18 protein-coding genes, 1 tRNA gene and 1 pseudogene are annotated in these 25,349 nt (G+C 68.4%); 6 read left to right on the plus strand and 14 right to left on the minus strand.

Annotated features, from left to right (window positions below):
• Window positions 1-1,307 precede the first annotated feature (1,307 nt).
• Window positions 1,308-1,814 carry a hypothetical protein gene (locus ACIO9K_RS02985; protein ID WP_400326505.1) on the plus strand — a complete coding sequence of 169 codons (507 nt, stop codon included), beginning with the start codon at window positions 1,308-1,310 and terminating at the stop codon, window positions 1,812-1,814.
• Window positions 1,815-1,932: 118 nt separating this feature from the next.
• On the opposite strand, the gene ACIO9K_RS02990 is transcribed toward ACIO9K_RS02985, so the two are convergent.
• Window positions 1,933-3,003 carry a Fic family protein gene (locus ACIO9K_RS02990; protein WP_400326508.1) on the minus strand — a complete coding sequence of 357 codons (1,071 nt, stop codon included), beginning with the start codon at window positions 3,001-3,003 and terminating at the stop codon, window positions 1,933-1,935.
• Window positions 3,004-3,268: 265 nt separating this feature from the next.
• Here ACIO9K_RS02990 and ACIO9K_RS02995 point away from each other — a divergent pair.
• A protein-coding gene (locus tag ACIO9K_RS02995) for an IS5 family transposase (RefSeq protein ID WP_400326665.1) occupies window positions 3,269-4,154 on the plus strand; the annotation gives its coding sequence in 2 pieces (ribosomal slippage) (window positions 3,269-3,859 and window positions 3,861-4,154; 885 coding nt in all).
• A 188-nt stretch (window positions 4,155-4,342) separates the two neighbouring features.
• Here ACIO9K_RS02995 and ACIO9K_RS03000 read toward each other — a convergent pair.
• The 6 genes from ACIO9K_RS03000 to ACIO9K_RS03025 form a co-directional block, all read right to left on the minus strand.
• Entirely contained in the window at window positions 4,343-6,583 is a 2,241-nt protein-coding gene (locus ACIO9K_RS03000) for a hypothetical protein (RefSeq protein ID WP_400326511.1), read from the minus strand.
• A gap of 299 nt (window positions 6,584-6,882) precedes the next feature.
• Window positions 6,883-7,827 (minus strand): GIY-YIG nuclease family protein, encoded by a 945-nt coding sequence (locus ACIO9K_RS03005; RefSeq protein WP_400326514.1) that lies wholly within the window; start codon window positions 7,825-7,827, stop codon window positions 6,883-6,885.
• Window positions 7,828-8,049: 222 nt separating this feature from the next.
• A complete protein-coding gene (locus ACIO9K_RS03010) occupies window positions 8,050-9,687 on the minus strand; it encodes a protein kinase (protein WP_400326517.1) in 1,638 nt (545 codons plus the stop codon).
• Window positions 9,688-9,759: 72 nt separating this feature from the next.
• Window positions 9,760-12,990, minus strand: a complete 3,231-nt coding sequence (locus tag ACIO9K_RS03015) for a type I restriction endonuclease subunit R (RefSeq protein WP_400326520.1) — start codon at window positions 12,988-12,990, stop codon at window positions 9,760-9,762.
• 74 nt (window positions 12,991-13,064) lie between these two features.
• Window positions 13,065-14,390, minus strand: a complete 1,326-nt coding sequence (locus ACIO9K_RS03020) for a restriction endonuclease subunit S (protein ID WP_400326523.1) — start codon at window positions 14,388-14,390, stop codon at window positions 13,065-13,067.
• The gene (locus ACIO9K_RS03025; protein WP_400326526.1) at window positions 14,387-16,435 is read right to left on the minus strand and encodes an N-6 DNA methylase; all 2,049 of its coding nucleotides are present in this window, start codon (window positions 16,433-16,435) and stop codon (window positions 14,387-14,389) included. Before ACIO9K_RS03025 ends, ACIO9K_RS03020 begins: the two co-directional genes overlap by 4 nt.
• Window positions 16,436-16,534: 99 nt before the next feature.
• On the opposite strand from ACIO9K_RS03025, the gene ACIO9K_RS03030 reads away from it, so the two are divergent.
• Window positions 16,535-16,684, plus strand: a complete 150-nt coding sequence (locus tag ACIO9K_RS03030; RefSeq protein ID WP_400326529.1) for a hypothetical protein — start codon at window positions 16,535-16,537, stop codon at window positions 16,682-16,684.
• A gap of 185 nt (window positions 16,685-16,869) precedes the next feature.
• Here ACIO9K_RS03030 and ACIO9K_RS03035 read toward each other — a convergent pair whose 3' ends face one another.
• On the minus strand, window positions 16,870-17,049 hold the full coding sequence (locus tag ACIO9K_RS03035) for a DALR anticodon-binding domain-containing protein (RefSeq protein WP_400326668.1): 180 nt from the start codon (window positions 17,047-17,049) through the stop codon (window positions 16,870-16,872).
• A 200-nt stretch (window positions 17,050-17,249) separates the two neighbouring features.
• Between ACIO9K_RS03035 and ACIO9K_RS03040 the strand changes: the two genes are divergently transcribed.
• The 3 genes and pseudogenes from ACIO9K_RS03040 to ACIO9K_RS03050 all read left to right on the plus strand — a co-directional run bounded on the left by ACIO9K_RS03040 (window position 17,250) and on the right by ACIO9K_RS03050 (window position 19,936).
• The gene (locus tag ACIO9K_RS03040; protein WP_400326532.1) at window positions 17,250-18,398 is read left to right on the plus strand and encodes a hypothetical protein; all 1,149 of its coding nucleotides are present in this window, start codon (window positions 17,250-17,252) and stop codon (window positions 18,396-18,398) included.
• A gap of 520 nt (window positions 18,399-18,918) precedes the next feature.
• Window positions 18,919-19,074: pseudogene (locus ACIO9K_RS03045) on the plus strand (site-specific integrase); the annotation flags it as partial.
• A gap of 130 nt (window positions 19,075-19,204) precedes the next feature.
• The gene (locus tag ACIO9K_RS03050; RefSeq protein ID WP_400326671.1) at window positions 19,205-19,936 is read left to right on the plus strand and encodes a site-specific integrase; all 732 of its coding nucleotides are present in this window, start codon (window positions 19,205-19,207) and stop codon (window positions 19,934-19,936) included.
• A 64-nt stretch (window positions 19,937-20,000) separates the two neighbouring features.
• Here ACIO9K_RS03050 and ACIO9K_RS03055 read toward each other — a convergent pair.
• The 6 genes from ACIO9K_RS03055 to ACIO9K_RS03080 all read right to left on the minus strand — a co-directional run bounded on the left by ACIO9K_RS03055 (window position 20,001) and on the right by ACIO9K_RS03080 (window position 25,106).
• A tRNA-Pro gene (locus ACIO9K_RS03055) sits at window positions 20,001-20,074 on the minus strand.
• 156 nt (window positions 20,075-20,230) lie between these two features.
• A complete protein-coding gene (locus tag ACIO9K_RS03060; RefSeq protein WP_400326535.1) occupies window positions 20,231-21,634 on the minus strand; it encodes an MFS transporter in 1,404 nt (467 codons plus the stop codon).
• 62 nt (window positions 21,635-21,696) lie between these two features.
• Window positions 21,697-22,488, minus strand: a complete 792-nt coding sequence (locus tag ACIO9K_RS03065; protein WP_400326538.1) for a DUF1684 domain-containing protein — start codon at window positions 22,486-22,488, stop codon at window positions 21,697-21,699.
• Between the two features lie 256 nt (window positions 22,489-22,744).
• The gene (locus ACIO9K_RS03070; RefSeq protein ID WP_363624138.1) at window positions 22,745-23,611 is read right to left on the minus strand and encodes an acyl-CoA thioesterase II; all 867 of its coding nucleotides are present in this window, start codon (window positions 23,609-23,611) and stop codon (window positions 22,745-22,747) included.
• A 231-nt stretch (window positions 23,612-23,842) separates the two neighbouring features.
• The gene (locus tag ACIO9K_RS03075) at window positions 23,843-24,541 is read right to left on the minus strand and encodes an alpha-ketoglutarate-dependent dioxygenase AlkB (protein WP_363624210.1); all 699 of its coding nucleotides are present in this window, start codon (window positions 24,539-24,541) and stop codon (window positions 23,843-23,845) included.
• Window positions 24,542-24,629: 88 nt separating this feature from the next.
• Window positions 24,630-25,106 carry a transglycosylase family protein gene (locus ACIO9K_RS03080; RefSeq protein ID WP_400326541.1) on the minus strand — a complete coding sequence of 159 codons (477 nt, stop codon included), beginning with the start codon at window positions 25,104-25,106 and terminating at the stop codon, window positions 24,630-24,632.
• Between the last annotated feature and the right edge of the window lie 243 nt (window positions 25,107-25,349).

Below are 25,349 nucleotides of genomic sequence, written 5' to 3' on the forward strand. Positions count from 1 at the left end.
GGGCCGCTCCTCGCGGCGCTACTCGCCAAGCCGTACTGGGATTCGGCACCCACTTGGCTGCTGGAGGCCGCGGTGGCGAACGGGCTGCGGCAGAGCGAGAGCGAGTACCTCACCGGGTCGACGTCGCTGGTGGTCCTCGCGCTCATCCACCCCGACTGCGATCCGGCTCTGCGAGCCGACGCGTTGCGCCGCTGCTCCGACCGCCGGCTCGGCTCCCTCGGCACCGCCGACCGGCCGGCCGACCTCTGCGCGGCCGTCGCCGACGAACTGCGCAGGCGGGTACCGCAACCACCGCACACGACGCCCGAACTACTCAAGGAACCGACGCCCGCACAGGTGGTTCTGCGTACGGGACGCCTCCACGACGCCGTGTTCGAAGCCGCCGTCGCTCTCCTGCCCGACGGCCCCGACCGCGCGCGTCTGGAGGGCGAGGATTCCGGTGCCTGGTCCGACCGGATCAGGGCAGCGTTCGACGCGTGGGGCCGCATGTGGTCTGCCGTGCTCGAACAGCACTCCGACCGGCACCCCCAGCTCATCGCCATGACCACCGGCACCACGGCGAACCGGGTCATCCGCGACCAACTGCTCGGCAGCGTGCCGTGGACGGTCGAGCCGAAGCTCCTTAGGCAGATCGCGCTGGATGACCTCTCCAGGTTCGGCGCCGCCATGCTCACGACCCTGATCTGCTGCTTCCTCCAGGACGGTTCCTCGAAGGAGGAGGCCCGGCAGCACTTCGCCACCGAGCTCTCCGCCCTGGACGAGAGCGATCGAAGGGACATCGAGTTCCTGTACCTACGGGACGACGGCTTCGACACCGACTGGGGCGCCGATTCCGCCGTCTCCTGGGTGAGCCACGCGGCCGACGAACGGTGGCGCCTCATCCTGAACCCCACCGAGGCCAAACCCGCCTACGACGATCCCCATACCTGGCGAAGCCATTCGGACGAACTCGCCGACTTGGGGCGGCACTTCGCCGAAACGGCCGTGCAGGCCCTGCGGACCTGGAAGCCGAAGGACCTCTACGGGATCAGCACGGCGTCCGACCTGCGCTGGGTTCGCGACATGCTGGTCCACCTGCCCGAGCTCACACCGGCCGCCGAAGCAACTGTCCGGCTGGTGATCCGCGCCGCCCGCCGCGGCCGGTCCGGTCCGGTCCACAGTCGTACGACTACAAGTCCCAGGAGGACCGGAGGCAGTTCGACAAACTCCTGGACGCGATCACGCGGATCGTCGCCGACCCCGCCCCGCAGCCGCCCGCGACCCGTCGCACGGCCCTCGGCAACCCCGAGGAAGTCACAGTCCGGAGCTTGTCCGCCGTCACCGCGGAGGTGCTCGACGCGTACCTGGACCGGCACGCCGGTGACGACGCGCTCGTGGAGAAGGCACTGCTGTCCTTCGCCTGGCACGGCCACCGCAGCGATCCGCCGTTCGCCTCGGTCCTCGCCCGCCACTCCGATCCGCAGCACGCCGTCCACACGCTCACCCGCGACCTGCGCCTCAGACTCGGCGGCAACCCCACCAACCGGGAGGCGTGGGCCCGGGAGGTCCTCGCCCTGCCCGACTGTCCCGACGAGGCCGTTCTGGCCCTGCCCGCCTGGACGGCACTGAAGGCCCGCGGTCACCGCTACAACAGCACGCACCCCACCGTGATCGCCTTGGTCGAAGCAGCGCTCGGCGACGACCTCCATGCCTGGCAGCGATTCGCCGACAGCCCGATCAGCAACTCCGGCCCCAACGCCTGGCTTCGCCTCGGAGACATCCTCACGGCTGCCGCAGACGGAACGGCGTGGCCCAAGCCACCCGGTTCCCGGTGACAGTCCCGGGCTGCGCCGAGACACACTGGCAACATGGCAACCGAGCGCCGGTGATGGCGGGCGGCGGGGCGTGGGAAAGGCCCGGCTGGTGAGGCAGCTCAACCTCCGCCCTGCCGGGTCACACGTAGGGGTCACGCAACGGCCAGGGCTCACGGACTCCGCGCGTGATCTCCTCGGGGAGGTCCGGGCCGGCGAGGTAGTGACGGCCCTGGGCCTCACCCTTCGCGGCGAGCCAGCCGGCACGGACGAGCTCGCGGATGTCGCGCTGGGCCTGCTGCTCACTCAGTTCGGCGTCGGCCTGGTACGTGGCCCTCCGCACGCGGTTGCCCATGGCCGCGGGGTAGAGGGCGTAGATCATGCGGTCGGGCCAGCCGCGCTGCTCGACGGCTTCGTCGAGGGCGGTCCAGATCTCGCGGGTGCTGCTCATCTGCCGCTCGACGCTCTGGGCCTGCTGGTGGTGGGCCCGCAGGCAGAACCGAACCCACCGGAGGGTGTCGCGCTCGGGGGTCCAGACGGGGCCGCCGACCTCACCGAGGACGTCGTAGTAGCGGTAGGTGTTGCGGGCCCGGCCGAGCCACTCCTCGATGCTGGAGAACTCCGGCGCCATGATCCCCTCGCGGGCGAGGACCAGGGTGTGCAGGGCGCGGGACATCCGTCCGTTGCCGTCCGACCACGGGTGGATCGCGACCAGGTTGAGGTGCGCCATCGACGCCCGTACGAGTCCGGGCACGTCGAGGTCGCCATCGTTCAGCCACTCCACCAGCTCACCGGTGAGCACCGGGACCAGGCCGGCGTCCGGCGCGGTGTAGGCCGCGATGGTGGGGTCCTCGGCCGACGTGACGTACACCGGACCGGTGCGCCACCAGCCGGGGCGCTTGACCAGGTGGTGGCCCTGCATCATGAAGTGCAGCGCGTTGAGCAGCCCCTTGCTGTACGCGAAGTCCTCACCGGCCTCGGCCAGGCGCTGGATGTAGGTCATCGCCTGCCGATAGCCCTCGATCTCGACCGCGACGGTGTCGCTCGCCTCGATCGGGGCCTCGCCGACCATGATGTCCTCGACGTCCGACACGCTCGCCGCGTAGCCCTCGATCGTGTTCGACCCGGCGATCGCCCGCGCGGTCAGGTTGCGCCGCAGCTGCCCCTCCCATCGCCGGGGCGTGCGCAGATGCAGGCGCAGCCGATCCCGCATGTCCTCAATCTCCGCGAGGACAACCCGGTCGGCATCTTCGAGTTCAGGCAGCGAGTACAGCACGATTCAATGACACCATCATGGAATCACCGCGTCAAGAAACACAGGGATCGCCAGCCGGCAGTCAACGCGCTGCCTGCTGCCCTTGACCACGCTACGCACGATCGGCCGCCCGGCTCAGAAAGTGTTGGGTAATTGATCAACTGCGTGGTGTGAGGCTGGGTGGGTGATCTTCGTGGTCGTGTCGACCGCGAAGATCACCTCCATGTGTGCCTGTTCGTGCAAGCCGTTCTATGCCTCGTCGTTGACGGATGCTCAGTGGCTGGTGATCGAGCCGCTGCTGCCGGTGCGGGATCCGCGTCGGGGTGGGCGGCCGTTGAAGTTCCCGCGTCGGCTGATCGTGGACACCGTGCTGTATGTGCTGGTCACGGGTTGTGCGTGGAGGCTGGTGCCGCACGATCTCGCGCCGTGGGACGCGGCGTACCGCTGGTTCCGGGCCTGGGCGGCGGACGGCACCTGGGACCGGGTCCACGACGCGCTGCGCGAGCGGGTGCGGGTGGCCGACGGCCGGGATCCGCAGCCGTCGGCCGCTGTGCTGGACTCGCAGTCCGTGCGCAGTCATCAGGGCGGGCAGGCCGTCGGCTACGACGCGGGCAAGCGGGTGCGGGGGCGTAAGCGGCACCTGCTCGTGGACACCGGCGGGCTCGTGCTGCGCGCGGTCGTGCATTCGGCCTCGGTCCAGGAGCGCGCCGGGGCGAAGCTGGTCCTGGCCGACGTCCGCGACGTGTTTCCGCTGGTCGGGCTGGTGTGGGTGGACGGGGGCTACGTCAACGCGATCGACGCCGGCCTCGTCGGCTTGGGCGGCCGAGCGCGAGGGCCTGGAGATCGTCGCGGTGCCTCGCAACGCCGATGTGAAAGGCTTCCAGGTGCTGCCCCGCAGGTGGGTGGTCGAGCGGACATTCTCCTGGCTGGGACGGTGCAGACGGTTGGCACGCGACTACGAGCGCAAGACCGCGCACGCCGAAGCGATGATCAAGGTCGCGATGATCCGCCTCATGGCCGCCCGCCTCGCCGGCGAGCAGATCGAACCGCACGGCCCCATCGAGACCGAAGCAGCCCGCCGCCTCGCCGACGACCTCAAGAGCGAGTGACCACCCAGTTACCCAACACTTTCTCAGGCCAGCACGATTACCACAGAGACCCCGACGAGGCCGTTCTCGCGCCCTCCCAGGCGCTCGACCAGGCCGCGTCCGGTCGGGCAAACCGTGAACAGGGCAACGGCGGTGTCCTGCGAGCGGCAGAGTCGCCCCCAGGACACCCCGTGCAGTCGGGCTCTTCGTCAGGGGGTCTGGCGGCGGGCCGCCTCGAGGCGCCGTCGGAGGTCGCGGATGATCTCGCTCCAGCGCCACGACTCCGGGGCGTCCCAGTACTTCTCGCCGATCGGGTGCCAGTCGGACAGCTCGCTCAGCTGAGCGGCCAGCGCCTCCCCGTCTGTCCCGTGCGTGGTGCCCGAGTCCCGGTCGAGCTTCTGGGCGACGTCGTGGAGGCGGTGGGCCGCCCGGTAGTAGGACAGCTGGGTATCGGTCAGTCGCCGTACCGCGAAGCCGTCGCACTTGCTGCACCAGTCGAAGTCGTCGCGGGCGAGGAGGTCCGCGATGCGCAGCAGGTCGTCGTGCTCGGTGACGCCGCGTTCTCCGGAGTGTGAGCAGAACGGCGAGTGGCCCTTGCGCTGCCAGCCAGGATCGGCATCGGTTGTGTAGACCTGCACGTCGGCGAGGACGTCCAACGGAATTCCGCTGCCGCGGTGCCACCGGTCGGTGCCGGGCTGCTCGAACGGTTGGAGGCGAAGACGGCGGGCGCTGACCAGCAGGCCGTGCCACACCGCGCTGGACACGGTGCGGCGGCGACCGTCGCGGTCGGGGCCGCCGTCGAGAGTGCGCAAGTCCGCCGCGCCGCGTGCCATGGCCAGGCACCGTAGCTCCTGCTCGGGGTTCTCCCTTCGGTACCTCAGCCGAGCGGTGGTGCGGGCGCCGTCTGCGAGACCGAGGTCCTCTCCGAACCGCGGATCGTGCGGGTCGCGGACGGGGGCGGGCCAGACGCTCTCCTCTTCGTCTTCGTCGGGACGAGGCCCGATTTCCTGGATCCACGGTTCGATGACGCTCGCCGGCAGGTCCGAGGCTCCGGCGATGATGGTTCCCCGCCACCCGGCGGTCAGCCGCCTCTCGACGACCGCCAGTGGCAATACCTCCGGCCCTGTGTCCGGAGAGAAGACCAGATACGGCTGGTCGTCGCCCGCCGAGACGGCGCGCAGCGCGCGCAGGTGGTCGGCGGCGAACGGCTGGCGGTCACGGACGGGGGTGTCGTCGAAGATCCCTGGCCTGATGTGGGCTACGGCCGTTTCGACCTCGGTACCGGTCGTCGTTTCGGTCGTGGCGATGGTGTGGAGTTCGCAGTCGAGGAGGGAGGAGCGGGAGTCAAGGAGTCGGTCGGCGATGAGGGGCGGGACCTGCAGGGTGAGGGTGCGCTGGCCCCAGTCGGCGGTGGCGAGGTAGGTGACGAGAACGCCGGTGGTCCAGTTGTCGAGTTCGCTGAGGAATCCCCGCTCGTACCGGTGCGAGGAGTCGTCGGCGACGTCCGACAGGTGCGCGGTCACCAGCAAGGTCGGCGCGGGCCCGGCCCCGGCAGCCGCGGCACACGCCAGGTCCTCCCAGGACGCGACCAGCCCGTCAGCGGCGGAACATGCCTGTGCGTAGCCCTTGCGGTTGGAGCGCATACCCTGGGTGAGCATGCAGGAGATGTACGAGCGCTCACTCGGCCGGCCCCAGCCAGCTTCGGCCTTGCGCTGCCAGTCCCGCCACAGTGCCTTCAGCCCCCTGTTGATCTCCTCTCGCGTGCCGATCGCCGTCAGCGCCGGATCGTCGGCGGGCAGTTCCGGCTCGTCCAGGAGTGCCGCTGCCGCGCCGGTCAGGAGTCCGTCCGGGTCGACGAACCTTGCTGCCTGCACACGCAGCGTCTCCAGGTACTGCTTCTTCGCGGCCAGCTTCGGCTCCGCCCAGTCGGCGAGCCAGGGGAACATCGCGGCAGCGGTCTGGGCCTGGTACAGGCTCTTCGCCGCATCCCGCCAGGCGGAGAACACGCTATCCCGCACGTGCTCGGCATCCTCGCGCGCCGCTTCGTCGTCGCCGTCCGCTTCCTCGCTGTCAGGGTCGACTGCGGGCTCGGTGCGCAACAGGTCGGCGGCGGCTTGGACCTCGTTCTCATCCCACCAGGTGTCCTCGTCCGGCCCGGTGTGAGATCGCAGCTGGTACAGCAGGCCGATCCCGCCGAGTTCCTTGAGGAAGACACCCAGCCCGGTTTCCGGGCGCACCCACGCGCCCCACTGCGCGCAGCGCGAGCACATCCGGCCGATCGTCTCCGCGTTCAACGGGACCTCGGCCGTCGTAATGTCACGGGCACGCAGCTGGGTGCACGTCGCCGAGGCATGGAGCTTGACGTTCTTGCCCTTGGCCGAATGGACGGTGACGGGCGTGCCCTCGAACGGGCCGAGCGGAACGTCTGCGGTCAGAGCACAGTCGAGCACGTAACTCCCCTATCGGTCTCGGCTTGCGAGCCTAGATGAGGGCACCGACAAGGCGGCTGAGAGTGTCGTCCTCCGCACTCGGCCTGCCGACTCGACACCAGTCGGTCTCGTCCGACTGGTGATGCGAAGCTTGTCGCGGCAGGATCCCGAACTGCCGCCCGAATGGTGCCGTGGTCATCTCCCTCTCTGCGAGTCGGCCCAGGTGCCCGTCCTCGGGAGCGATCAGGAGTGCGAGAACCAGGCCCTCAGGGGCAGTGGCGGTGCCGGTGGCCTGCCGAGCGCCTGCCAGCTCCGCATGGTCACGTTTGCGGACGCCGCTTCAGTAGCTGCGGCAACCAGTACTCGGGCGGCTGTGGGAGTGTCGCAGCAATGGCCCAGTCCCCGTCCGGATCCGGGCTGCGAGGAGCCCAGGTCCGTGGCCTACGTAGATCGAGTACCTTCTTCGCCGCCTCCACCATTGCAGGAGAGGGATCACGAACGAGGTCGTTCAGGAGAAGGGGCACGCCGAAGGGGTTCGACTGTGGATTCCATGTGCGGCAGGCAATCTGACAGGCACTGTCGGCCTCGAACACCACGCAGGCGCAGTGGGCCGGGTCCTCGGTGTCCGCGAGCCAGATCAGTCGATCGCCCGAGACAAGGCGCTCGCGTCCGATCAGTGTCCCGTTTTGGACTTCGCCGGAACGGTCGAGGAACGGCACGGGGTCCTCGTCGCCGCCGGGGTCGCCGTCGCTGAGACCGGCTACGTGCCCGGGGTGATCAGCGCCATCGATCTCAAGCACGTCTCCGTCTGTGTGAGCCTGCCAGATGTCGAGAACGTGGGGCTCTGTGCTCAGGAACTCGGGATAGGCGGTGAGCACGAAGACCTGGCCGGATTTCAACGGCAGGACGACACGATCTCCGCGGCCTACAAGATGACGCTCCGGAGAGGACGTCCAGGAGTCGATCCCCGTCACCTGCTCCTGAGCAAGTCGAACCGCCCCAACCGCGTCCTCGACGGAGACCCGGAAGAACTCCCGGTTCGGTGCGACACGGGCGGCGGCCAGAAGCCTATGGGCCTGCCTCTCGACTTCTCTGTGCCGCAAGGTCTTTGCTCGATAGGCGACCTGAAAGGGGAACGGTACAGCCGTCTTCGACAGCCCCTCGGCCCTGTCCTCGGGAAGGTGCTCGGACCAGCCGATCTTGACGAGATCCGGCATCGCCGGATTCACCATGACATAGACGAAGCCGTACTTGTAGACAGCCATTCCTTAACCCCCCTGGCCGCATTGCTCGTCACCGCTCGCATGCGTACTCACGAGCGTAAATGCGACGGATGACATGCTGCTGGTCCTTCTCTCCGGTGCTGGGTCAGCCTCGGCGTCAGTGTCACCCGCGGGGCCGCGCCTACGCGCAGCCGCTCTCGAAAGCGTGACTCGGCTCGGCGTCCTCTCTGCCAGCCTTGGACGAGATATCCCGCTTGGTCATCATCAGTCCGTGAAGCGACTGAGGCGCTTCACGAATCCGTCGATGTCGGCGAGGTCCGGGGCGTCGGGGCCGCGCAGGCGCTTGGTTGCCTCACGCAGGGCCGCGGCTGCGCGACGGGCTTCGGGGAAGCGTTCGCGGGCAGCGTGGAGGCGCGCGAGGTTGGCCAGAGCATCGAGGTGACGGTCGACGGCCGCCGCGTCGGCGGGCTCGGGGGCGTGGGCGGTGTAGGCACGGAATGCCTCGATCGCTGCGGTGGACTCACCGAGGGCCATGCGGCACTGGGCCGCGTAGTAGCGGCAGAGCAGCGCCTGCTCGTCGTTGGTGCCATAGCGCGCAGTCCAGGCGGCACCGACCTCGTCGAAGAGGCCGGCAGCCTCACGGTAGGCGCCGGCAAGGAATCGGACCTGGGCCAGGGAGAACGTGAGGTCGTCGTGCAGGACGCTGTCCTGGGCGCGGCGGATGGCGTCGGCAAGGAGGTCGGCAGCCTGGACGAACTGGCGGGCCTGGGCGAGCTGCGCTGCCCGGTCCGCAACCTCGTTGGCTTCAGCGTCGCTCAGCGGCGTGGGGGGCGTCTCGGGCGCAGGGCTCGGTTCGGCCGGAATCATCAGGGTCGGGGTGTACCCGGTCAGGATGGTGCGCTTGGGCGGTCCGCTGAAGGGACGGCGGAAAGGCTGGCGCGGGTCGAACTCGGTCTGAGCGGCACCGGCGAGGTCCTGCTTGTAGACCCACGGCAGCAGTGCGTCGTACACCTGGAATGCCTCCAGGCGGCGTTCGGGTTCCTTGTCCAGCATCCCCAACAGGAGGTCCTCGAGCTCCTCGGGGATGTCCGGGCGCCGGGTGCGGATCGGCGGTGGGGTGGAGCGCACGTGGTGCCAGGCGTGGGAGCCGTTGGCGTCGGCCGTGAACGGGGGGCGGCCAGTGAGGAGTTCGTACATCACGCACGCCAGGGCGTAGATGTCGGAGGCCGGTCCGACCTCGTTGGCCAGGCTCTGCTCGGGCGACATGTAGGGCGGGGTGCCGACCGTCATGCCTTCCTGGGTCAGGCGGGGGTGGTTGCCCGCACCGCGCAGGGCGGCGACACCGAAGTCGAGGACCTTGATGACGCCGTCGGAGGTGACCATAAGGTTGGACGGCTTGATGTCGCGGTGGACGACGTCGTTGCGGTGCACCTCATCCAGCACGGAAGCGATCTGTACGCCTGCCGCCGCGGCCCAGGAGATGGCCAGCGGTGAGACGTCGTATTCCGTGTCATCGATTAAGGTCTGCACTTCGCGCCCGCGCAGCAGCTGCATGACCACGTACAGCTGGTGTGTGGTCTCGTCTATGCCGGTGTCATAGATGGCCGGGATGCCGAGGTGTTCCAAGGCAGCGGTAGTACGGACTTCACGCAGGAAGCGGTCGCGGCGGGTGGCCAGCATCTCGGCCGCGCCGAAGCCGGCGATGCCGGGCAGGCCGCGGGTGTCGGTAAGCATCATCTTGACCGCGACGCGGCGGTCGAGGCGCTCGTCATAGGCGTGCCAGACCTCGCCCATGCCGCCGGCGCCGATCGGGCGGTCGAGCCAGTACCGTCCCGCGATCACGCGGGACGGTTGCCTGCCTGCTTCTTCGGTCGGCGCATCGTGGAACCCATCCTGCGGCACTGCAGCGATCCTTTCGGCCACGGCGCCCGCGCAGCACCGGAGTTCAACGTGACGTGGAACTGTTGGTACAGATTATGCATCGGCCGGACGGGTGGCTCGCGCTTCACCGGACTTGATCGCTGCGGCTCGCTCTTCGGTGGCCCGACGCTCCGCTTCGCGGCGAACGGGGCGGCGGATGAGTCCGTACGCCTGCTGGGTGGCAACCTGCTTGAAGATCTTGTTGACAAGCGGATCGTCGTAGTACCGCACGAGCAGGGCGTCGTTGGACCTGGCCTGGTCGATGACGATGCGGTCCATGTCCTTGTTGACCTCACGGCGGAAGGTCTCTTCGTCGTTGTGAAGGCCGATCCGCTTCAGGTCCGGATCTTCCGAGACGGCGACGATCAGTTGACCGAGAAGAATCTGGTCGGTCGTGGACAGGCCGATGCCGTACTCGTCGTTGACCGACTCGATGACCTCGGCGAGGGACTTTTCCTCGACCTCCAGCCCAGCGCCGGCGGGCTGCGGGACCAGGCCGGGCAGTAGCTGAGCGCCTTCCGCTTTGAGGATGAGGTCGGCCGTGCCGGTCTTGCGGACGTTCATGTGGCTGGGGGTGGCTTCGCCTATGTCCGCGCTCGCCGAGCCGACCGGGAGCCTTAGGCGGCGTACCAGGAACCTCCCGTACTGGTAGAGGCGCTCCAGGTCCTCGTTCTCGAAACCGATGACGTGGGAGAGCCAGCCGTACGCCTTAACGTAGGAGTCCAGCGCGCGTCGGAACTCCTGTGCGGCGTCGGGTTCGTCATCGGCCAGCGCGTTGAACCGGTCCACGGCCGGCTGGGTGTAGGTGTGCAGTTTCGCGTGGGCCTTGGAGACCGCGGCATCGGTGGCAGTGCCGTTCTTGAACGCGGCGAAGTAGGCCGTGACGAAGGCATCCATCTCCGCTTCGATCAGCAGCCGGTAGGCCATCACCTCGTCGTACCGGTTGAACAGGAAGTCCGGGTCGGTCGGTTCGGAGATCGACGCCTCGTAGTACTGCTGGAACGCCTCCTCGATCACCGCCGGCTTGTTGGCGAAGTCCATCACGAACAAGTCCTCGGCCGACTTGAGCGGATGCGTGCGGTTCAGCCGGGACAGCGTCTGCACTGCGGCGAGTCCGGCCAGCAGCTTGTCGACGTACATCGTCGTCAGTAGCGGCTGGTCGAATCCGGTCTGGTACTTGTCTGCGACGACCAGGATTCGGTACTCGGGCCGGGGCACGGACGGCGGCTTGGGGTCGTCCAGGCGGGTGTAGGCGAAGGCTTCGGGCAGCTTGCCCTCCGCGAAACCGTTCAGCTTCGCCTCGGTGTATTCGATCTCGTCCAGGGTGAGGATCCCGGAGAAGGCCACCAAAGTGCCACAGTCGGTGTAGCCGCAGCGCTCCACGTAGGCGCGGATTGCCTGGTAGAGGCGCACCGCGTGCTCGCGGCCGGGGGTGACGACCATGGCGCGGGCCCTGCCGCCGAGCCTGTCCACGGTGTGGGCACGGAAGTGCTCCACGATGATCTTCGCCCGAGACTCCAGGGACGCCTCGGACATCAGAGCCGCCCGCACCAGCTTCGCTTTCGCCTTCCGCGGATCCACCTGTCGCTCGGCCTCGTCCGCGGCGGCCTGCTGCAGCTTGAAGTACGTGCCGTAGGTGACGTAGGTACCGAGCACGTCGAGGATGAAGCCCTCCTCGATGGCCTGCCGCATCGAGTAGATGTGGAACGGCTCCATCTGCCCGCTCTCGCGCGACTCGGTGCCGAAAAGCTTGAGGGTCTTGTCCTTCGGGGTCGCGGTGAATGCGAAGAAGGACAGGTTGGGCTGCTTGCCGCGGGCGAGCGCGGCTGCGGTCAGCGGATCGCCGTCCTCGTCGATCGTGCCCTCGCCCAGCTTGCCCAGCATCCGCTTGAGCGCGTCAGTGCCCTTGCCGCCCTGAGAGGAGTGCGCTTCGTCGATGATGATCGCGTAGCGGCGCTCGCGGCCAAGTCCGGTTGCCTTGTCCAGGATGAACGGGAATTTCTGCAATGTCGTGATCACGATGCGGGCCGTCGTCCCGATCAGCGCGTCCGCGAGCTGCTGGGAATCGTCGTCGACGCGCAGGACCACGCCTGGGGTGTGGTCGAACTGGTAAATGGTGTCCTGGAGCTGCTTGTCCAGTACTCGCCGGTCGGTGATGACCACGACCTTGTCGAATACCTGCGCGTTGGGCCCAAGGCCCTTGGCCTGGGCAGCAGCCGGATCCAGGAGCGCGGGATCTTCGGGAGTGTGCAAAGAGGCCAGGCGGTGGGCGAGCCAGGCGATCGTGTTGGACTTGCCCGACCCCGCGGAGTGCTGGATCAGGTAGTTCTCACCTGCCCCGTGCGTGGCCGCGTGCTCGGTCATCTTCCGCACTGCGTGCCACTGGTGGAACCGCGGAAAAATCAGCGGCTGCTTGTGCGCGGAACCGGGCCGGTAACGAGGGGCCTTGCCGGCCTTCGCGGCTTCGTCCTCGACGTGCAGGTAACGGTGCAGGAGGTCGATCCAGTTGTCGCGGTGCATGACCTGCTCGAATAGGTACGAGACCGCGTACTCCGCCTCGGCGGCAGCGGGCGGATTACCCGCGCCACCGAGGTTACCCGGTCCGCCGGTGCCCATGTTGAATGGGAGGAACCGGGTCTTCGCTCCGGCAATCCGCGTCGTCAGGAACACCAGGTCCGGATCAATCGCGAAGTGCACCAACGTGCGACGGGCGAAGAACAACTCGTTCGGGTTGCGGTTAGTACGGTACTGCCTCTTCGCGTCCTCGACCGACTTTCCGGTTAGCGCGTTCTTCAACTCGGCCGACGCGACGGGCAGTCCGTTCACGAAGAACGCAAGATCCAGGGATTTCGTCGGATCCGCACCGGAGTAGTGGAACTGCCGCGCCACGGTGAGCCGGTTCGCGTCGTACTCGTCCAGTGCCCCCACGGCCAGAGTGTGGGCAGGCCGGAAGTACGCCAGCCGCAGCTTGACGTTACGCTGGACCACTCCATGACGCAGCACGTCCAGCAGCCCACGCTCATCTATCTGCTTAGCCACGTACGCGGCGAACCGCTGGATCGCGTACTTTTCCGCCTCCCCATATATGTCCATCAACCGTCCCCATGCCTCCGGCTGAGAGTCGTTCAGGAACTGCGCCAACTCCGAGGTCTCGATAGCGAGTTCGTGACTGTATTTCTTGGCCAGGCTCCGCTCCCATTTGCCACGGATCAGGGCAGCCTCGACAGCGTCCTCGAACGCGGCCTCGGTGTGGGCCTCGTGCGCGCGGGGAAAGATGGTGGTCATATGGAGGCTCCATCTATGGTCGGCGGGTAGCGGGTCGTTACGCGGTGCAGGTCAGGAGTACCGCATAAAGTGGCCTACACAACGACCGCTTTGCGGGCTGAAGTAACGTCGAATTGACCAGTTACCGCAGCGGTGATGAGGGCCTGACGGTGCTCGGCGAGCAGACTCAGTTGGCGGGTCAGAGCATCCTCCGCAGTAGTCGTTGTTGAGCGCGCCCCTTCGCACCGGTCAACGACTGCTTGTTGTTCGGCAAGTCCGATTTTTGGCACGGGAAAGCTCATGACCTTTGTACTGCTGGTGGTGGCGATTCCGACCTGCGAAGAAGTGAAGCGGAAGTAGCGACGCCCATGATTAGAAGCAAGCAAAGCCGATAGATACGCCGGGATCAACTTTCGCCGATCGACACGAATAGCAAAGATGTGATTCTGATGCACCATTCTGGGGATTTCACCGTTCCAGACAGCACCCCTGCCTAGATTATCTGGATTCCCATTGGCTTCTGTCATCACAACATCGCCAGCTCGAAGCGTCGCTCGCCGAGCCAGGTCCGCAGAAATGGTGATTGTCTTAATCTCTGCCAGGTCTACTTTCTCGCCCTGCACATTCGCGACACGAAGGTAGGGGTACTCGGCATCATTCGGGGTCGCTTTCCGTGCGCCATGTACCGCCACCCCGGATTGGACTCGAGCCAAGTAGCCGAGCCCAATAGTAGAGATTGATGCGGGAAGCCACGGCCACAACGAGTTCCGGCCTCCAGGCGAGGAGATGCCAGGAGTAGTTGCCTCAGAAATTTCGGCCCTGTACCACTCGTCCAGCTTATTGAGTTGACTCTGACGCAGGTCCCTGAGTTTATCGAGATATGCAGTCTCAGAGTCCAGGAAGTCGGCAATGCGGCGCTGCTCGTCTACCGGCGGAAGCGGTACTCGCAGTTGCTCGATGTCAGGCATATAGATAGTTTTGTGCGTCGATCCAGCCGCCACACGCTTCAAGTCCGGCGACATGGCACGAAGTGCGTGCAGCAGAAACCGCGGCTCCAAATCGGGGCCGCACGTCCAAGTGACAAAGTCCTGAGTGGTCGCCATGTCGGTACCCATAATCGCGGAAAATCCGACCGATGCCGTGCGAGACAGAATCACCGTACCCGCACGATGCCTGACTGCGGCAGAGTTAGCCAAACCGAGATAGCTAATCTTCTCTTTGGTTTCCAAAATCACATTAACGGCGCCACTGCGGAGCTGCCAGACATCTGCAAGCGTGATCCACGGAATTGTGCAGGTTTCCCAGTAGGCTGGCACGGTACGGCTCGGCGTGTGACCGGTGCCGAGCCTTGCAACGAAGCGGATGGGGACTGTTGGCCAGCGAGATTCCGACAGCCATGGTGCGATTAGATCAGATGTCACTGAGTCACCGCCCCCAAAAGCCTCTGAATCTCTACCTCGAGGGCCTTGAGTTCGGTGCTGATTACCTCGAGTGGCCTCGGCGGCTGGTATACATAGAAATGCCGCGTAAACGGAATCTCATAGCCTACGCGGGAACGTACAATTTCCTTCGCCTTGGGGTCTTTGGACTCTGCGATCCACGCATCCTCGACGTGCTTCTTCACCTCGCGCTCGAAATACGCGTCGATGTCCTCGCGCAAAGGGACATTCTCGGTACTCCGCAAGTCAGGGTCTGGCTCAGGCTGACCTTTCTTGACGAATTGGGTCTCGCCTTCCGAATCGGGGACACCAACAGCATCACGCATCGCCTTGTCAAATGGCTTGGCCATCGGCCAGGTGATGCCGGCCTGGTCCATTGCTGCACCCAGGGCAATCCACGCCTCAGACTTGGTCTTCCACCTGCTGCCCAGCAACGGCTCGAGCGCGGCAGCCAGCTTCTCCGGCCCACCTTCTCCGAGCTCCTTCTCCACCGCTTTGGCTACCCGCAGCGCGTCCAGGGAATCCTCAGAGACCTCGAACCGCAATTTGAGCGGCCGGTCCACCGTGATGCGTTGATAGCCGAAGTTGTCCGCGTCGAACACCTTGACCTTTTCCGGATTGGAGTGCTGCGAGCCGTCGCCGGAACGCGTGAGACGATACGCCTCTCCGTACCAGGCACAGATCTTCTTGCGCTGGTCCTCCGTGATCTCCTTGCGCTTATTGCTCAGCGATTTGCGCATCTTGGACCACTGATCCCGGGCATCGATGAGGATGATCCGGTCCTTAAGGTTATTCGGTTTGCGGTTGGTGACAATCCAGACGTAAGTCGAGATCCCAGTGTTGTAGAAGAGTTGGTCAGGGAGAGCGATGATCGCTTCCAAGTAGTTGTTCCTGATGATCCACTGGCGAATCTCGGACTCACCGGACCCTGCGCCACCAGTGAAGAGCGGGGAGCCGTTGAAGACGATCGCGACGCGGCTGCCGCCAATCTCCTCGCCGTTGGCGTCCTTCTTTAGCGGCCGCATTTTGTGGATCATGTGCTGCAGGAAGAGGAACGAGCCGTCGTTGATTCGCGGCAGTCCAGCACCGAAGCGGCCGTCATAGCCACGGCCCTCGTGCTCCTGCTTGACCTGCTCTTCGACCTTCTTCCACTCGACTCCGAACGGCGGATTAGCAAGCATGTACTCGAACTGCTCGCCCTCATGGCCGTCCTGGGTGAAAGAATTACCGAAATGGATGTTGGAGGTAGCCTGCCCCTTCAACAACATGTCAGATCGGCAGATCGCGTACGACTCAGCATTCAGCTCTTGCCCGAAGACGTTCACGCGTGCGACAGGGTTGAGAGCCTTGATGTGGTCCTGAGCCGCCGAGAGCATGCCGCCGGTACCGCAGGCCGGATCGAGAACATCGATCACTGGAGCCGCCCCGGTGAGGCGCCCGCTGTCCGGCGCCAGGAGCAGCTCGACCATCAGCTCGATGACCTCACGCGGAGTGAAGTGCTCACCTGCGGTCTCGTTCGAGGCATCCGCGAACTTGCGGATCAGCTCCTCGAAGACGTAGCCCATGTTGTGATTGTCCACGGCCTCAAGGCCGAGGTCGATGCCCGCGAATTTCTGGACCACAAGGTAGAGCAGCCCGGCCTTGGCCAGGCGGTCGATCTGCAGATGGAAGGCGTAGTGGTCGAGGATCTCGGTGGCCTCTGAGGAGAAGCCACCGATGAAGTCCTTAAGGTTCTTCTCAACCTTCTCCGTGTCCGGGTCCGCGCCGATGGTGGCGAACGTCTGCCGCGAGAGGTTGTAGAAGTCACGGCCGGCGGTGGCGCGAAGGATCGCGTCCTTGTTCTGGCCCGCGAAGGACTCTGCACGGGCCCACACGGCCTCGCGGGTGTCCTTCATTACACAGTCCATGCGGCGCAGCAGCGTCAACGGCAGGATGACCTTGCCGTACTCGGAGCGCTTGTAGTCGCCCCGTAGCAGGTCGGCGACCGACCAGATGAGGTCAGCCAGCTCCTGATTCTTGTCGCTCACACGCCACCTTCTTGTGTTGTTCCGCTGCAGAGCCCGGCTCGCCCGCACGATACCGGAGAGGTCGGACAGGGCTAGCGTACGGAAAGAGAACAGCTCCGTGTGCTGCGACCGGTAGCCCGCGACGACAGCAGGTGGTGCCGAAGCGGTCCGGTGTGCTACTCGCCGCAGTGGCTGCGCCGGGCGTCCCAGCGCATGCTCGGCCTCGGGCTGAGCACGACGGTGCCGCCCAAGGCCCTGTCGAGCCAGTGAGTCGCCTTTCATCTCGGCACCGATCGACCTGAATGCATCTGGTCACAATCGGTGGCGGGACGATCCGGGTGGGCATGTCGAAACGATGCGCCGTGGCATGTGGCAGCGCCCCCAGGGAGGAGAAACTCAGGCGAGTCCTTCAGGGCGGGCAGGTGATACCTGTCCACCCCGAAGATCGCCAAGATCTACAGCCGCTCCGGCGTTCCGATGCCGAGGAGGTCCGTGCCCTGGCGGAGGGTCTGGCCGGTGAGCTGGCACAGCAGCAGCCGGGTCTCCATGACCTCTCGGCTGGGGGCCTTGAGGACGGGGCAGTGCTGGTAGAAGGTGGTGTACGCCGCGGCGAGGCTGTGCAGGTAGGCGCACAGGCGGTGGGGCTCGAAGGTCTCGGCGACGGGTCGATGGTGGCGCCGAACTCGTCGAGGAGCACGCCCCTGCCCCTACGGGGTCTCGTTCTCTGGCAGCCGTCTGCGCCTGTCGGCTGCACGACCCGGTGCTATCTGGCGATGCGTCAGAATGGCTCGATGGCCGGCGGCATTGCCGAGCAGATCACCGGAGGTACGACTTCATGACCCGCTACAGCATCGACCCCGAACGGCACGAGCTGATCGCGACCTGGGAAACGGGCGAGGGCGGTCTCGCCACCCGTATCGCCGCCGTCCCGGCCGGCGCGGACACGGCCGCGCTGATGCGGCTGGCCCGCGCTCTCACCCACCTGTCCGAGGCGGCGTGGCGCACCTACACCCACCCCGCCAGTGCCGCCGCCTCCCAGGATCCCAACTCCGAGGGCTGGCGCCGCGCGGCGGAACGCAAATCCTTCGACGAGGTCCCCGGCGCCATCGTCCAGCCCAACCTCCCCCAGGACGGCATGCTCGACGTCGAATACAGCCCCTTGGTCGAGTCCGCCCACCGTGCTGGCCGCGCCCTGCACGCCCTCGGCAACGCGGACCTCACCGACGCCGTCCTCGCCGAAGTCGGCACCGAGCTCGCCGCCGTGGAAAATGCTGAACTCGGCGGCCTGACCGGCCGCGCCCGCCAGGCCGTCCTCCTCAGCCGCGAAGGCGCCTCCCCCGTCCAGGTCTCCGCCGCTGACCGCCTCCTCGAGCAGGACCCCTTCGGCCCCGCGGCACTATTCGCCGAGATCGACCCCACCGCCGCCGCTGTCGCCGCAGCCCACTGGCTCGCAGCCGCAGCCGAGGTCGCCGCCGAAGCCTCCGGACACTCCCCCACCGCCGTACTCTTCGAAGCCGACAACATCGAAGCCCTCCCCCACGAAACCCCCACCCTCGTCCTCCACCTCCTCGAAGCCGGCGCCTCCCCGTACGACGCGGTCACCGGCCTCGTACGCCACACCCTCCACATCGCCGACGGCCTCCTCCCCGACCCCGCCGGCCTGCGCGAACAACTCCAAGACATCGACGACGACCTCGCCCAACACGCCGGCCCGGACACCGACCCCGAGGACACCGGCCTGCGCCTGACCCCCCTCGATCCCAAACGCCCCGCCCCCGACCTCCTCGAAGACCTCCTCGCCGGCATCCACGGCTGCTGGCTCCTCCACGAGGAATACGAGGAACTCGACAACGAGGACGACTTCGGCGATGAGGAGGACTGGGACGACGACGAACAGGCCGGGCAGCAGCAGGACCGCAGCCGTGGCGACTTCGCCCGCCTCGTCCGCGAAGCCGCCGCCACCCACCGCGACCGGCTCATCTGACCGCCTGCACCGGCCATAGAAGCAACCGGCGATCGGCCATCCGCGGGTCTCCCTTGTCGCCAGTCAAGGGAGACCCGCAGATCAAGGCACATTTTCCCGGGCCGGTGATCGCACGGCGGTCGCCCCACCGACGCAGACTGGAAGGAAGACGACTCGCGCACGATCCTTCGAGGCGATCACCATGCGCTGCTCACCGAATCCCGGCAGAGACCGAGGCCGCGTCTACCGGCGCTGCGGCTGCCGTGACGACCACCGCCGACAGCTCGGCACCCGCTGCCCCCGACTCGCCACCGATCCCCACCACGGCACCTGGGCATTCGCCGTCGACACTCCGCCCGTCGACGGCCACCGCCGCACCATCCGCCGTGCCGGCTTCCCCGACGAACTCCACGCCCGCATCGCACTGCAGCGCTTCAACGAGGGCCTGGCCCTCTGCGTCATCACCGACCCACGGCAGAGCACCGCCGACTACCTGAGGGACTGGCTCGCCGAGCGGGAGCTCCACCTCAAGCCCACCACCATGGCCCGCTACCGCGCCTACGTCGAACAGGACCTCATCCCCGCCCTCGGCCGGATCCCCCTCGACGACCTCACCCGCCAGCACCTGCGGGCCTTCGTCACCGACCAGCTGCGACACGGCCGCGGCAAGGTCACCGTTCACCGGATCATGGCCACCCTCTCCAGCGCCCTCGGCAGCGCCGTCATCGGCGAACGCCTGGCCCGCAACCCCGCCAAACCGCCGCTCCTGCCCCGCCCGGCCTCCGCCCCCGCGGCACCTGTGGACCGAGGAGCAGACCGCCCGCTTCCTGCGCTTCACCCACGTCACCGACCCGCTCTACGCCGACCTCGCCGAACTCATGATCGGCTCCGGCATCCGCAAGGGCGAGGCGCTCGCCCTGCACTGGGACGACGTTCACCTGCCCGAACGCGTCTTCTTCGTCCGCTCCACCCTCTCCGTCGTCGACAACAACCAGGTGTTGCTCACCACGCCGAAGACCAAAGGCAGCAGGATGTGGGTCGCCCTGTCCGACCGCGTCGTCGACGCCCTCGAAGACCGGGCCGGCACACGAGCGTTCGGCCAGATCACCCCCGCCGGCGGCTACGTCTTCCACCGCCACGGCCGCCCCCTGCACCCCAAGAGCGTCCTCGACCGCTTCCACCTGCTCTGCGACAAGGCCGGCGTCCCCCGCATCGCCCTGCACGACCTACGCCACCTCACCGCCAGCTTCGCCACGGCCGCAGGCGTCCCCCTGCCCGTCATCTCCAAGACCTTGCGCCACCGCACCCTGTCCACCAGCGCGAACATCTACACGGACCTGACGCTCCTCGCCGCCCGCGCCGCCGTCGACGCCGTCGCCTGGGTCCTCAACAACGCCGACCGCGCCGCCCTCGGCCGGCCCACCTGCCGCGCCCGGCGCCCCTGGCACCAGAACCCGCGCCCGCACCGGCAACTGCCCGCACACCAGCAGACACGAACAGAAGAACCCTCAGCCACCTGGCCGATGTGGCCCGGAGACCACCATGCGACCACCAGCTGACCAGGCAACAGAAAGAGCCGGCACTCGGTTTCCCAAGTACCGGCTCTCACAACCGACTTCACAGTCGGGACGACAGGATTTGAACCTGCGACCCCTTGACCCCCAGTCAAGTGCGCTACCAAGCTGCGCCACGTCCCGTGGTCTCGGTGCCCGGTAGCGGGGCCTGGGGGGCTCTGCTGTGGGCTTCTCGACCTTGTCTCCGGTTGTCCCGGCGACGTGGAAAACAATACAGCACGTGGAGGGGTGCTCGCTGCCGGGTTGGGGGTGGGCGGGTCAGGGGCGGGTCGGGGTGGGTCAGGGGGTGGGGTGGCGGGCGTCGTAGGTGAGGAAGGCGGGGCGGCGGGCGGCGAGGAGGACGACGGCGGCGACGCAGGCGAGGCCGCCGGTGATCACGGAGGTGGCGGGGTTAGTGAGGGCGGCGACGGCGCCGGACTCGAAGTCGCCGAGGCGGGGGCCGCCGGCGACGACGACGATGAAGATGCCCTGGAGGCGGCCGCGCATCTCGTCGGGGGCGGCGACCTGCATCATCGTGTTGCGGAAGATCATGCTGACGGTGTCGGCGCAGCCGGCGACCGCGAGCAGGAGGAGGCCGAGCCAGAGGTTGTGGAGCGCGCCGAAGGCGGCGATGGCGAGGCCCCAGGCGGCGACGGCTACGAGGACGGCGGCGCCCTGGCGGTGGATGCGGCCGACCCAGCCGGAGAAGAGGGCGCCGGTGAGGGCGCCGACGGCGGGGGCGGCGACCAGGAGGCCGACGGTGCGGGCGTCGCCGCCGTAGAAGGTGACCGCGATGGCGGGGAAGAGGGCGCGCGGCATGCCGAAGATCATCGCGGCCAGGTCGGCGAGGAAGCTGGTGCGCAGGTTGGGCTGCTCGCGCAGGAAGCGGAGGCCGTCGAGGACGGAGGCGCGGCCCTTGCGGTCGCCGAGCGGGCGCATGGCGGGCAGGCGCCACATCGCGTAGAGGGTGCCGGCGAAGGCGACGGTGTCGACCAGGTAGGCGGCCTGGGTTCCGTAGGCGCCGATGAGGACGCCGCCGATCATGGGTCCGACGGTGAGGCCGAGGTTCATGCTGACGGTGTTCAGCGCGTTCGCCGCGGGGAGCTGGTGGCTGGGGACCAGCCGGGGGATCATCGCGGAGCGGGCGGGCGAGCTGAGGGCGAAGAAGCCGGCCTGGGCGGCGACGGCGGCGTAGAGGACGGCGACCTCGCCGAGGCCCGCCAGTGCCTGCACGGCGAGGACGGCGGAGACGGCGGCGAGCCCGGCCGAACCGATCAGGCCGAGCTTGCGCCGGTCGACGGTGTCGGCGATCGCGCCGCCGTAGAGGCCGAAGGCGACGAGCGGGAAGAAGGAGAAGAGGCCGACCAGGCCGGTCGCGAAGGCGGAGCCGGTCTCGTCGTAGACCTGGACGGAGACGGCGACGGCCGTCATCTGCTGTCCTATGGAGGAGACCGCCTGCCCGAACCAGACCCGGCGGTAGTCGGGGTGGTCGCGCAGTGGGCTGAGGTCGGCGAAGGCCCGCCGGTACCAGGGGAGGGCCTCGGTTCCGGCCGGCGGAGAGGAGGCGTCGGAGGGTGGCTCCTCCGCCGGAACAGCGGCGGTGGCCGGGGCGGCATCGGACGCCGGGGCAGGGGTGGGCGCCGGGGCAGGCGCCGGGGCGGGATCGGATGCCGGGGCGGGATTGGCAGGATGATTGGTCGACACAACCCTCCATGGTCCGCCCCGGCCTCCCCGCTCCCCGCACCGGGGCCGGGCAGCGGCCCGTCCTACCTGGTCAGGACCTGCTTCTCCCCTGCCTCCACCGCGAAGTCGAGCCGGTTGCCCGGCGGCGGGAACGGGCAGATGAAGTGGTCCGCGAAGGCGCACGGCGGGAGGTAGGCCCGGTTGAGGTCGAGGACGGTGCGGCCGTCCGCGTCCGGGGCGGGGAGGGTGATGAAGCGGAACCGGTAGGTGTCGATGCCGCTGGTCGCGTCCGCGATGACGCCGGTGAGGCGGTCGCCGGAGCGGCTGACGGTCAGCTCGCGGTGCTCGCCGGCGACGGTGAAGGCGATCTGTCCGGTGACGGCGAGCGGGCGCTCCTTGCCGTCCGCGTTGGGGACGAGCACGGACTGAGTGCCGTCCTGCTCGAACGGGGTGAAGACGGCGGGGACGGCCCAGTCCGGCGAGTACGGGTAGGCGGAGATGCCCGCGAAGGCCGTCCGGCGCGGCGCGGCCGGGTCGAAGACCCGCAGGGCGAGCTCGCCCTCGCGCTCGATCGGGACGAGCAGGACGTCGCCGAGGGTGGCGGTGTCGGCGGCCGGATCGGTGTCGGGGCGGAGCAGCGCCTCGCCGTCGACCGGGCCGTCGGCGCCGCCGACGGTGATGCCGTCCGCGGCCGCCGCCCGGACCCGGACGCCCTCGGCGTCGGCCCACCAGCGCCCGGGCAGGCCGACGATCTCGGCGGGTTCGGGCTCCAACCAGTGCGTGCCGGTGAGTGCGAGCTGGCCGTGTGGCGCGCTCACCGACGCCGCCCGGCCGTCACTCCAGTGCTTCCAGTCCTCCGCGGCCGTCGCCGTCATCGGTACACCCTCCCACTGCGGTCCTCGGACGGCCCGCTGTTCGGGCCGTCCAACTCGGTCACCCACCACAACGCCGCGCACCCGGACGGATCATTCCCGCCTGCCGGAACCGCCACAGGGCGGCCACCGGACGGCAACACGGCGTCACGACGGCAACACCCCGGACACGACGCCCGCCAGGACGAAGGCCGGCCCGCTCGGCCGACGCCCGACGCCCGGCACCCGGCCGCCGCGACGCACCCACGCGCCCGCCCCGTCAGCTGCCGGCGCCCAGCGGCCGGAACAGCCCCTCCTGCACCACCGACACCACCAGCCGCCCGCTCCGGTCGAAGATCTGCCCGCGCGCGAGGCCGCGCGCGCCGTGGGCGATCGGGGACTCCTGCTGGTACAGCAGCCAGTCGTCCGTACGGAACGGGCGGTGGAACCACATCGCGTGGTCCAGCGAGGCCATGTCGAAATGCCGGGTGCCCCAGAGCGGCTCGACGGGGGCGCGGACGGCGTCGAGCAGCGTCATGTCGCTGGCGTAGGTGAGGGCACAGACGTGGATCAGCGGGTCGTCCGGCAGCGGGCCGTCCGTCCGCAGCCAGACGCCGCTGCGCGCCTCGACCCCGGCCAGCTCCTCCTTCGTCCAGCGCAGCCGGTCGACGTAGCGGATGTCGAAGGGCTGGCGGCGACTGATGAACGGGGGGAGTTCGCCGAGTCGGGAGCCGACCTCCTCCAGAGCGCTGGGCAGGTCCTCGGGCGCGGGGACGTCCGGTATGGGGTGCTGGTGCTCGATGCCGCCCTCTTCGGGGCGGTGGAAGTCGGCGGTGAGGGCGAAGATCGGCCGACCGCCCTGGATGGCGAGCACCCGGCGCGTGGTGAAGGAGCGGCCGTCGCGGATCCGGTCGACCTGGTAGACGATCGGCACGCCGGGCACCCCGGGGCGCAGGAAGTAGGCGTGCAGCGAGTGGACCGGACGGTCGCCGTCCACCGTGCGCCCGGCCGCGACCAGCGCCTGCCCGGCGACCTGGCCGCCGAACGTCCGCTGCAGCGCCTCCTCGGGGCTGCGCCCGCGGAAGATGTTCAGTTCGATCTGCTCCAGGTCGAGCAGGTCGACAAGGTCGTCGACGGGGGTACCCATGCGTGCGCTTCCTCTCCGGGCCCACGGCCCCGGCGGAGGTCTTCCGCCCGGCTCCGGTGCCCGTCCTGATCGAATTCTCCAACCCACTCGAATTCTCCGGCGACCGGGGTCATTCCCGCCCACCGGGCCGAAGGGCCCGATTCACTCGAACGAGTAAGCGAGCGGTGAGCGAGCAGCAGGGGGAGAGCGGACGAGCGGCCGCCAGGCGGACGGACGAACGCCCACCCGGACTCAGGCCTCCCCCGCCGCCAGCCCCGACTGCCGCACGGTGATGTTGAGTCGGCCGACCAGACCCAGCGCCGGATCCGCCGTGCCGGGCAGCGTGCGCACCACGCCGTGGTAAGCGAACCGGGCCGGGCCGCCGAACACCAGCAGGTCCCCGCTGCGCAGCTCCAGGTCGGTCCACGGGCGGGTCCGGGTCTCGGTGTTCCCGAGCCGGAACACGCAGGCGTCGCCGAGCGAGAGCGAGACCACGGGCGCGTCGGTCCGCTCGTCGCGGTCCTGGTGGAGGCCCATCTTCGCGCCGTGCGGGTAGTGGTTGACGATCGCGATGTCGGGTTCGTACGACGCGGCGCCGGCGATCTGCCGGGCGTCCGTCCCGTAGGCGTCGGCGACGGCCCGGCGGGCGAGGCGGTCGAGTTCGGGCGGGAACGGCTTGACGGGCGTGCCGTCCTCCGCGTCCCTCCGATAACCGTACGGATACCAGTGCCATCCGAGGCTGACCATCCGTACGGACATCATTCCGCCGGTGGGCATCCGCACGGCGTGCAGGCCGGCCGGTGGGCGGGCCCACTCCCGGCAGGCGGCGACCAGGCGCAGCTGGGCATCGGCGTCCAGCCAGCCGGGGAGGAGGACGGCACCGGGGGCGGGCTCGGCGCGCCCGCGCGCGGCAGCGGACCCCGACCGGCCGGCCGGGACGGCACCGGGCAGGTCACCGAACAGTTCGCCCTGGATCACCCCACCATCCTCCCGCACCGCCACGGCCGAAGCCCGGCCGGCCTCACAAACCCGGCCAGCCTCAGAAACCCGGCCGGTCTCGGGAGCCCGGACCGCCACCGGGGGTCGGGCTGCCACCGGGGGTCGGGCTGCCACCGGGGACCGGACCGCTACCGGGGGTCGGGCTGCCGCCGGAGGTCGGGCTGCCGCCGGGGGCCGGCGATCCGCCGATCAGCCCCAGCTCCCGCGCGCAGTCCGGCCACGCCTCCCAGCCCTGCCGTCGGAGGATCTCCTCGCCGACCGTCGTCTGCTCCCGGCGGCTCGCATGGTCCGGCCGGTCGGCGAAGCGCAAGCCTCCGGCGACCTCCCAGGTGGGCGGCCAGATCTGCAGGCCGCCGTAGTAGCCGTTGCCGGTGTCGGCCTGCCAGTCGCCGCCGCTCTCGCACTCGGCGAGGCCGTCCCACACGACGTCCGCGACCCGGACCGCCGCACCGGCCCGCTCCCAGGGGATCGCCGCCGACCCCGCCAGCAGCACCACGGCGACGCCCAGCCGAAGCACGACCCGGCACATACGCTCGTCACACGGAGGCAGCACAGCAGCCGACCCTAGGCTGGTCGCCGCACGCCCCTCCCCAACGACACTCCGAACGCGCCGAACGCGCCAGAAACACCAGAGACGCCAGAAGCACCGGAAACGCCGACGGCCGCTCCCCCGCACAGCGGAGAAGCGGCCGTGGTGTCAGCACAGCGCCGGGGCCGGGAGGCCCGCTGAACCGAGCTCAGGCCGGGGACGTCGGACAGC

The organism is Kitasatospora sp. NPDC087271 (assembly GCF_044744605.1).
Lineage (GTDB): Bacteria > Actinomycetota > Actinomycetes > Streptomycetales > Streptomycetaceae > Kitasatospora.

Bases quoted from the DNA above. Each gene is read 5' to 3' on its own strand.
- ACIO9K_RS03015 (WP_400326520.1), bottom strand. From the start codon at position 12,990: ATGACCACCATCTTTCCCCGCGCGCACGAGGCCCACACCGAGGCCGCG.
- ACIO9K_RS03070 (WP_363624138.1), bottom strand. From the start codon at position 23,611: ATGGGTACCCCCGTCGACGACCTTGTCGACCTGCTCGACCTGGAGCAG.
- ACIO9K_RS03040 (WP_400326532.1), top strand. From the start codon at position 17,250: ATGACCCGCTACAGCATCGACCCCGAACGGCACGAGCTGATCGCGACC.
- ACIO9K_RS03005 (WP_400326514.1), bottom strand. From the start codon at position 7,827: ATGGCTGTCTACAAGTACGGCTTCGTCTATGTCATGGTGAATCCGGCG.
- ACIO9K_RS03065 (WP_400326538.1), bottom strand. From the start codon at position 22,488: ATGACGGCGACGGCCGCGGAGGACTGGAAGCACTGGAGTGACGGCCGG.
- ACIO9K_RS02990 (WP_400326508.1), bottom strand. From the start codon at position 3,003: ATGCGGGATCGGCTGCGCCTGCATCTGCGCACGCCCCGGCGATGGGAG.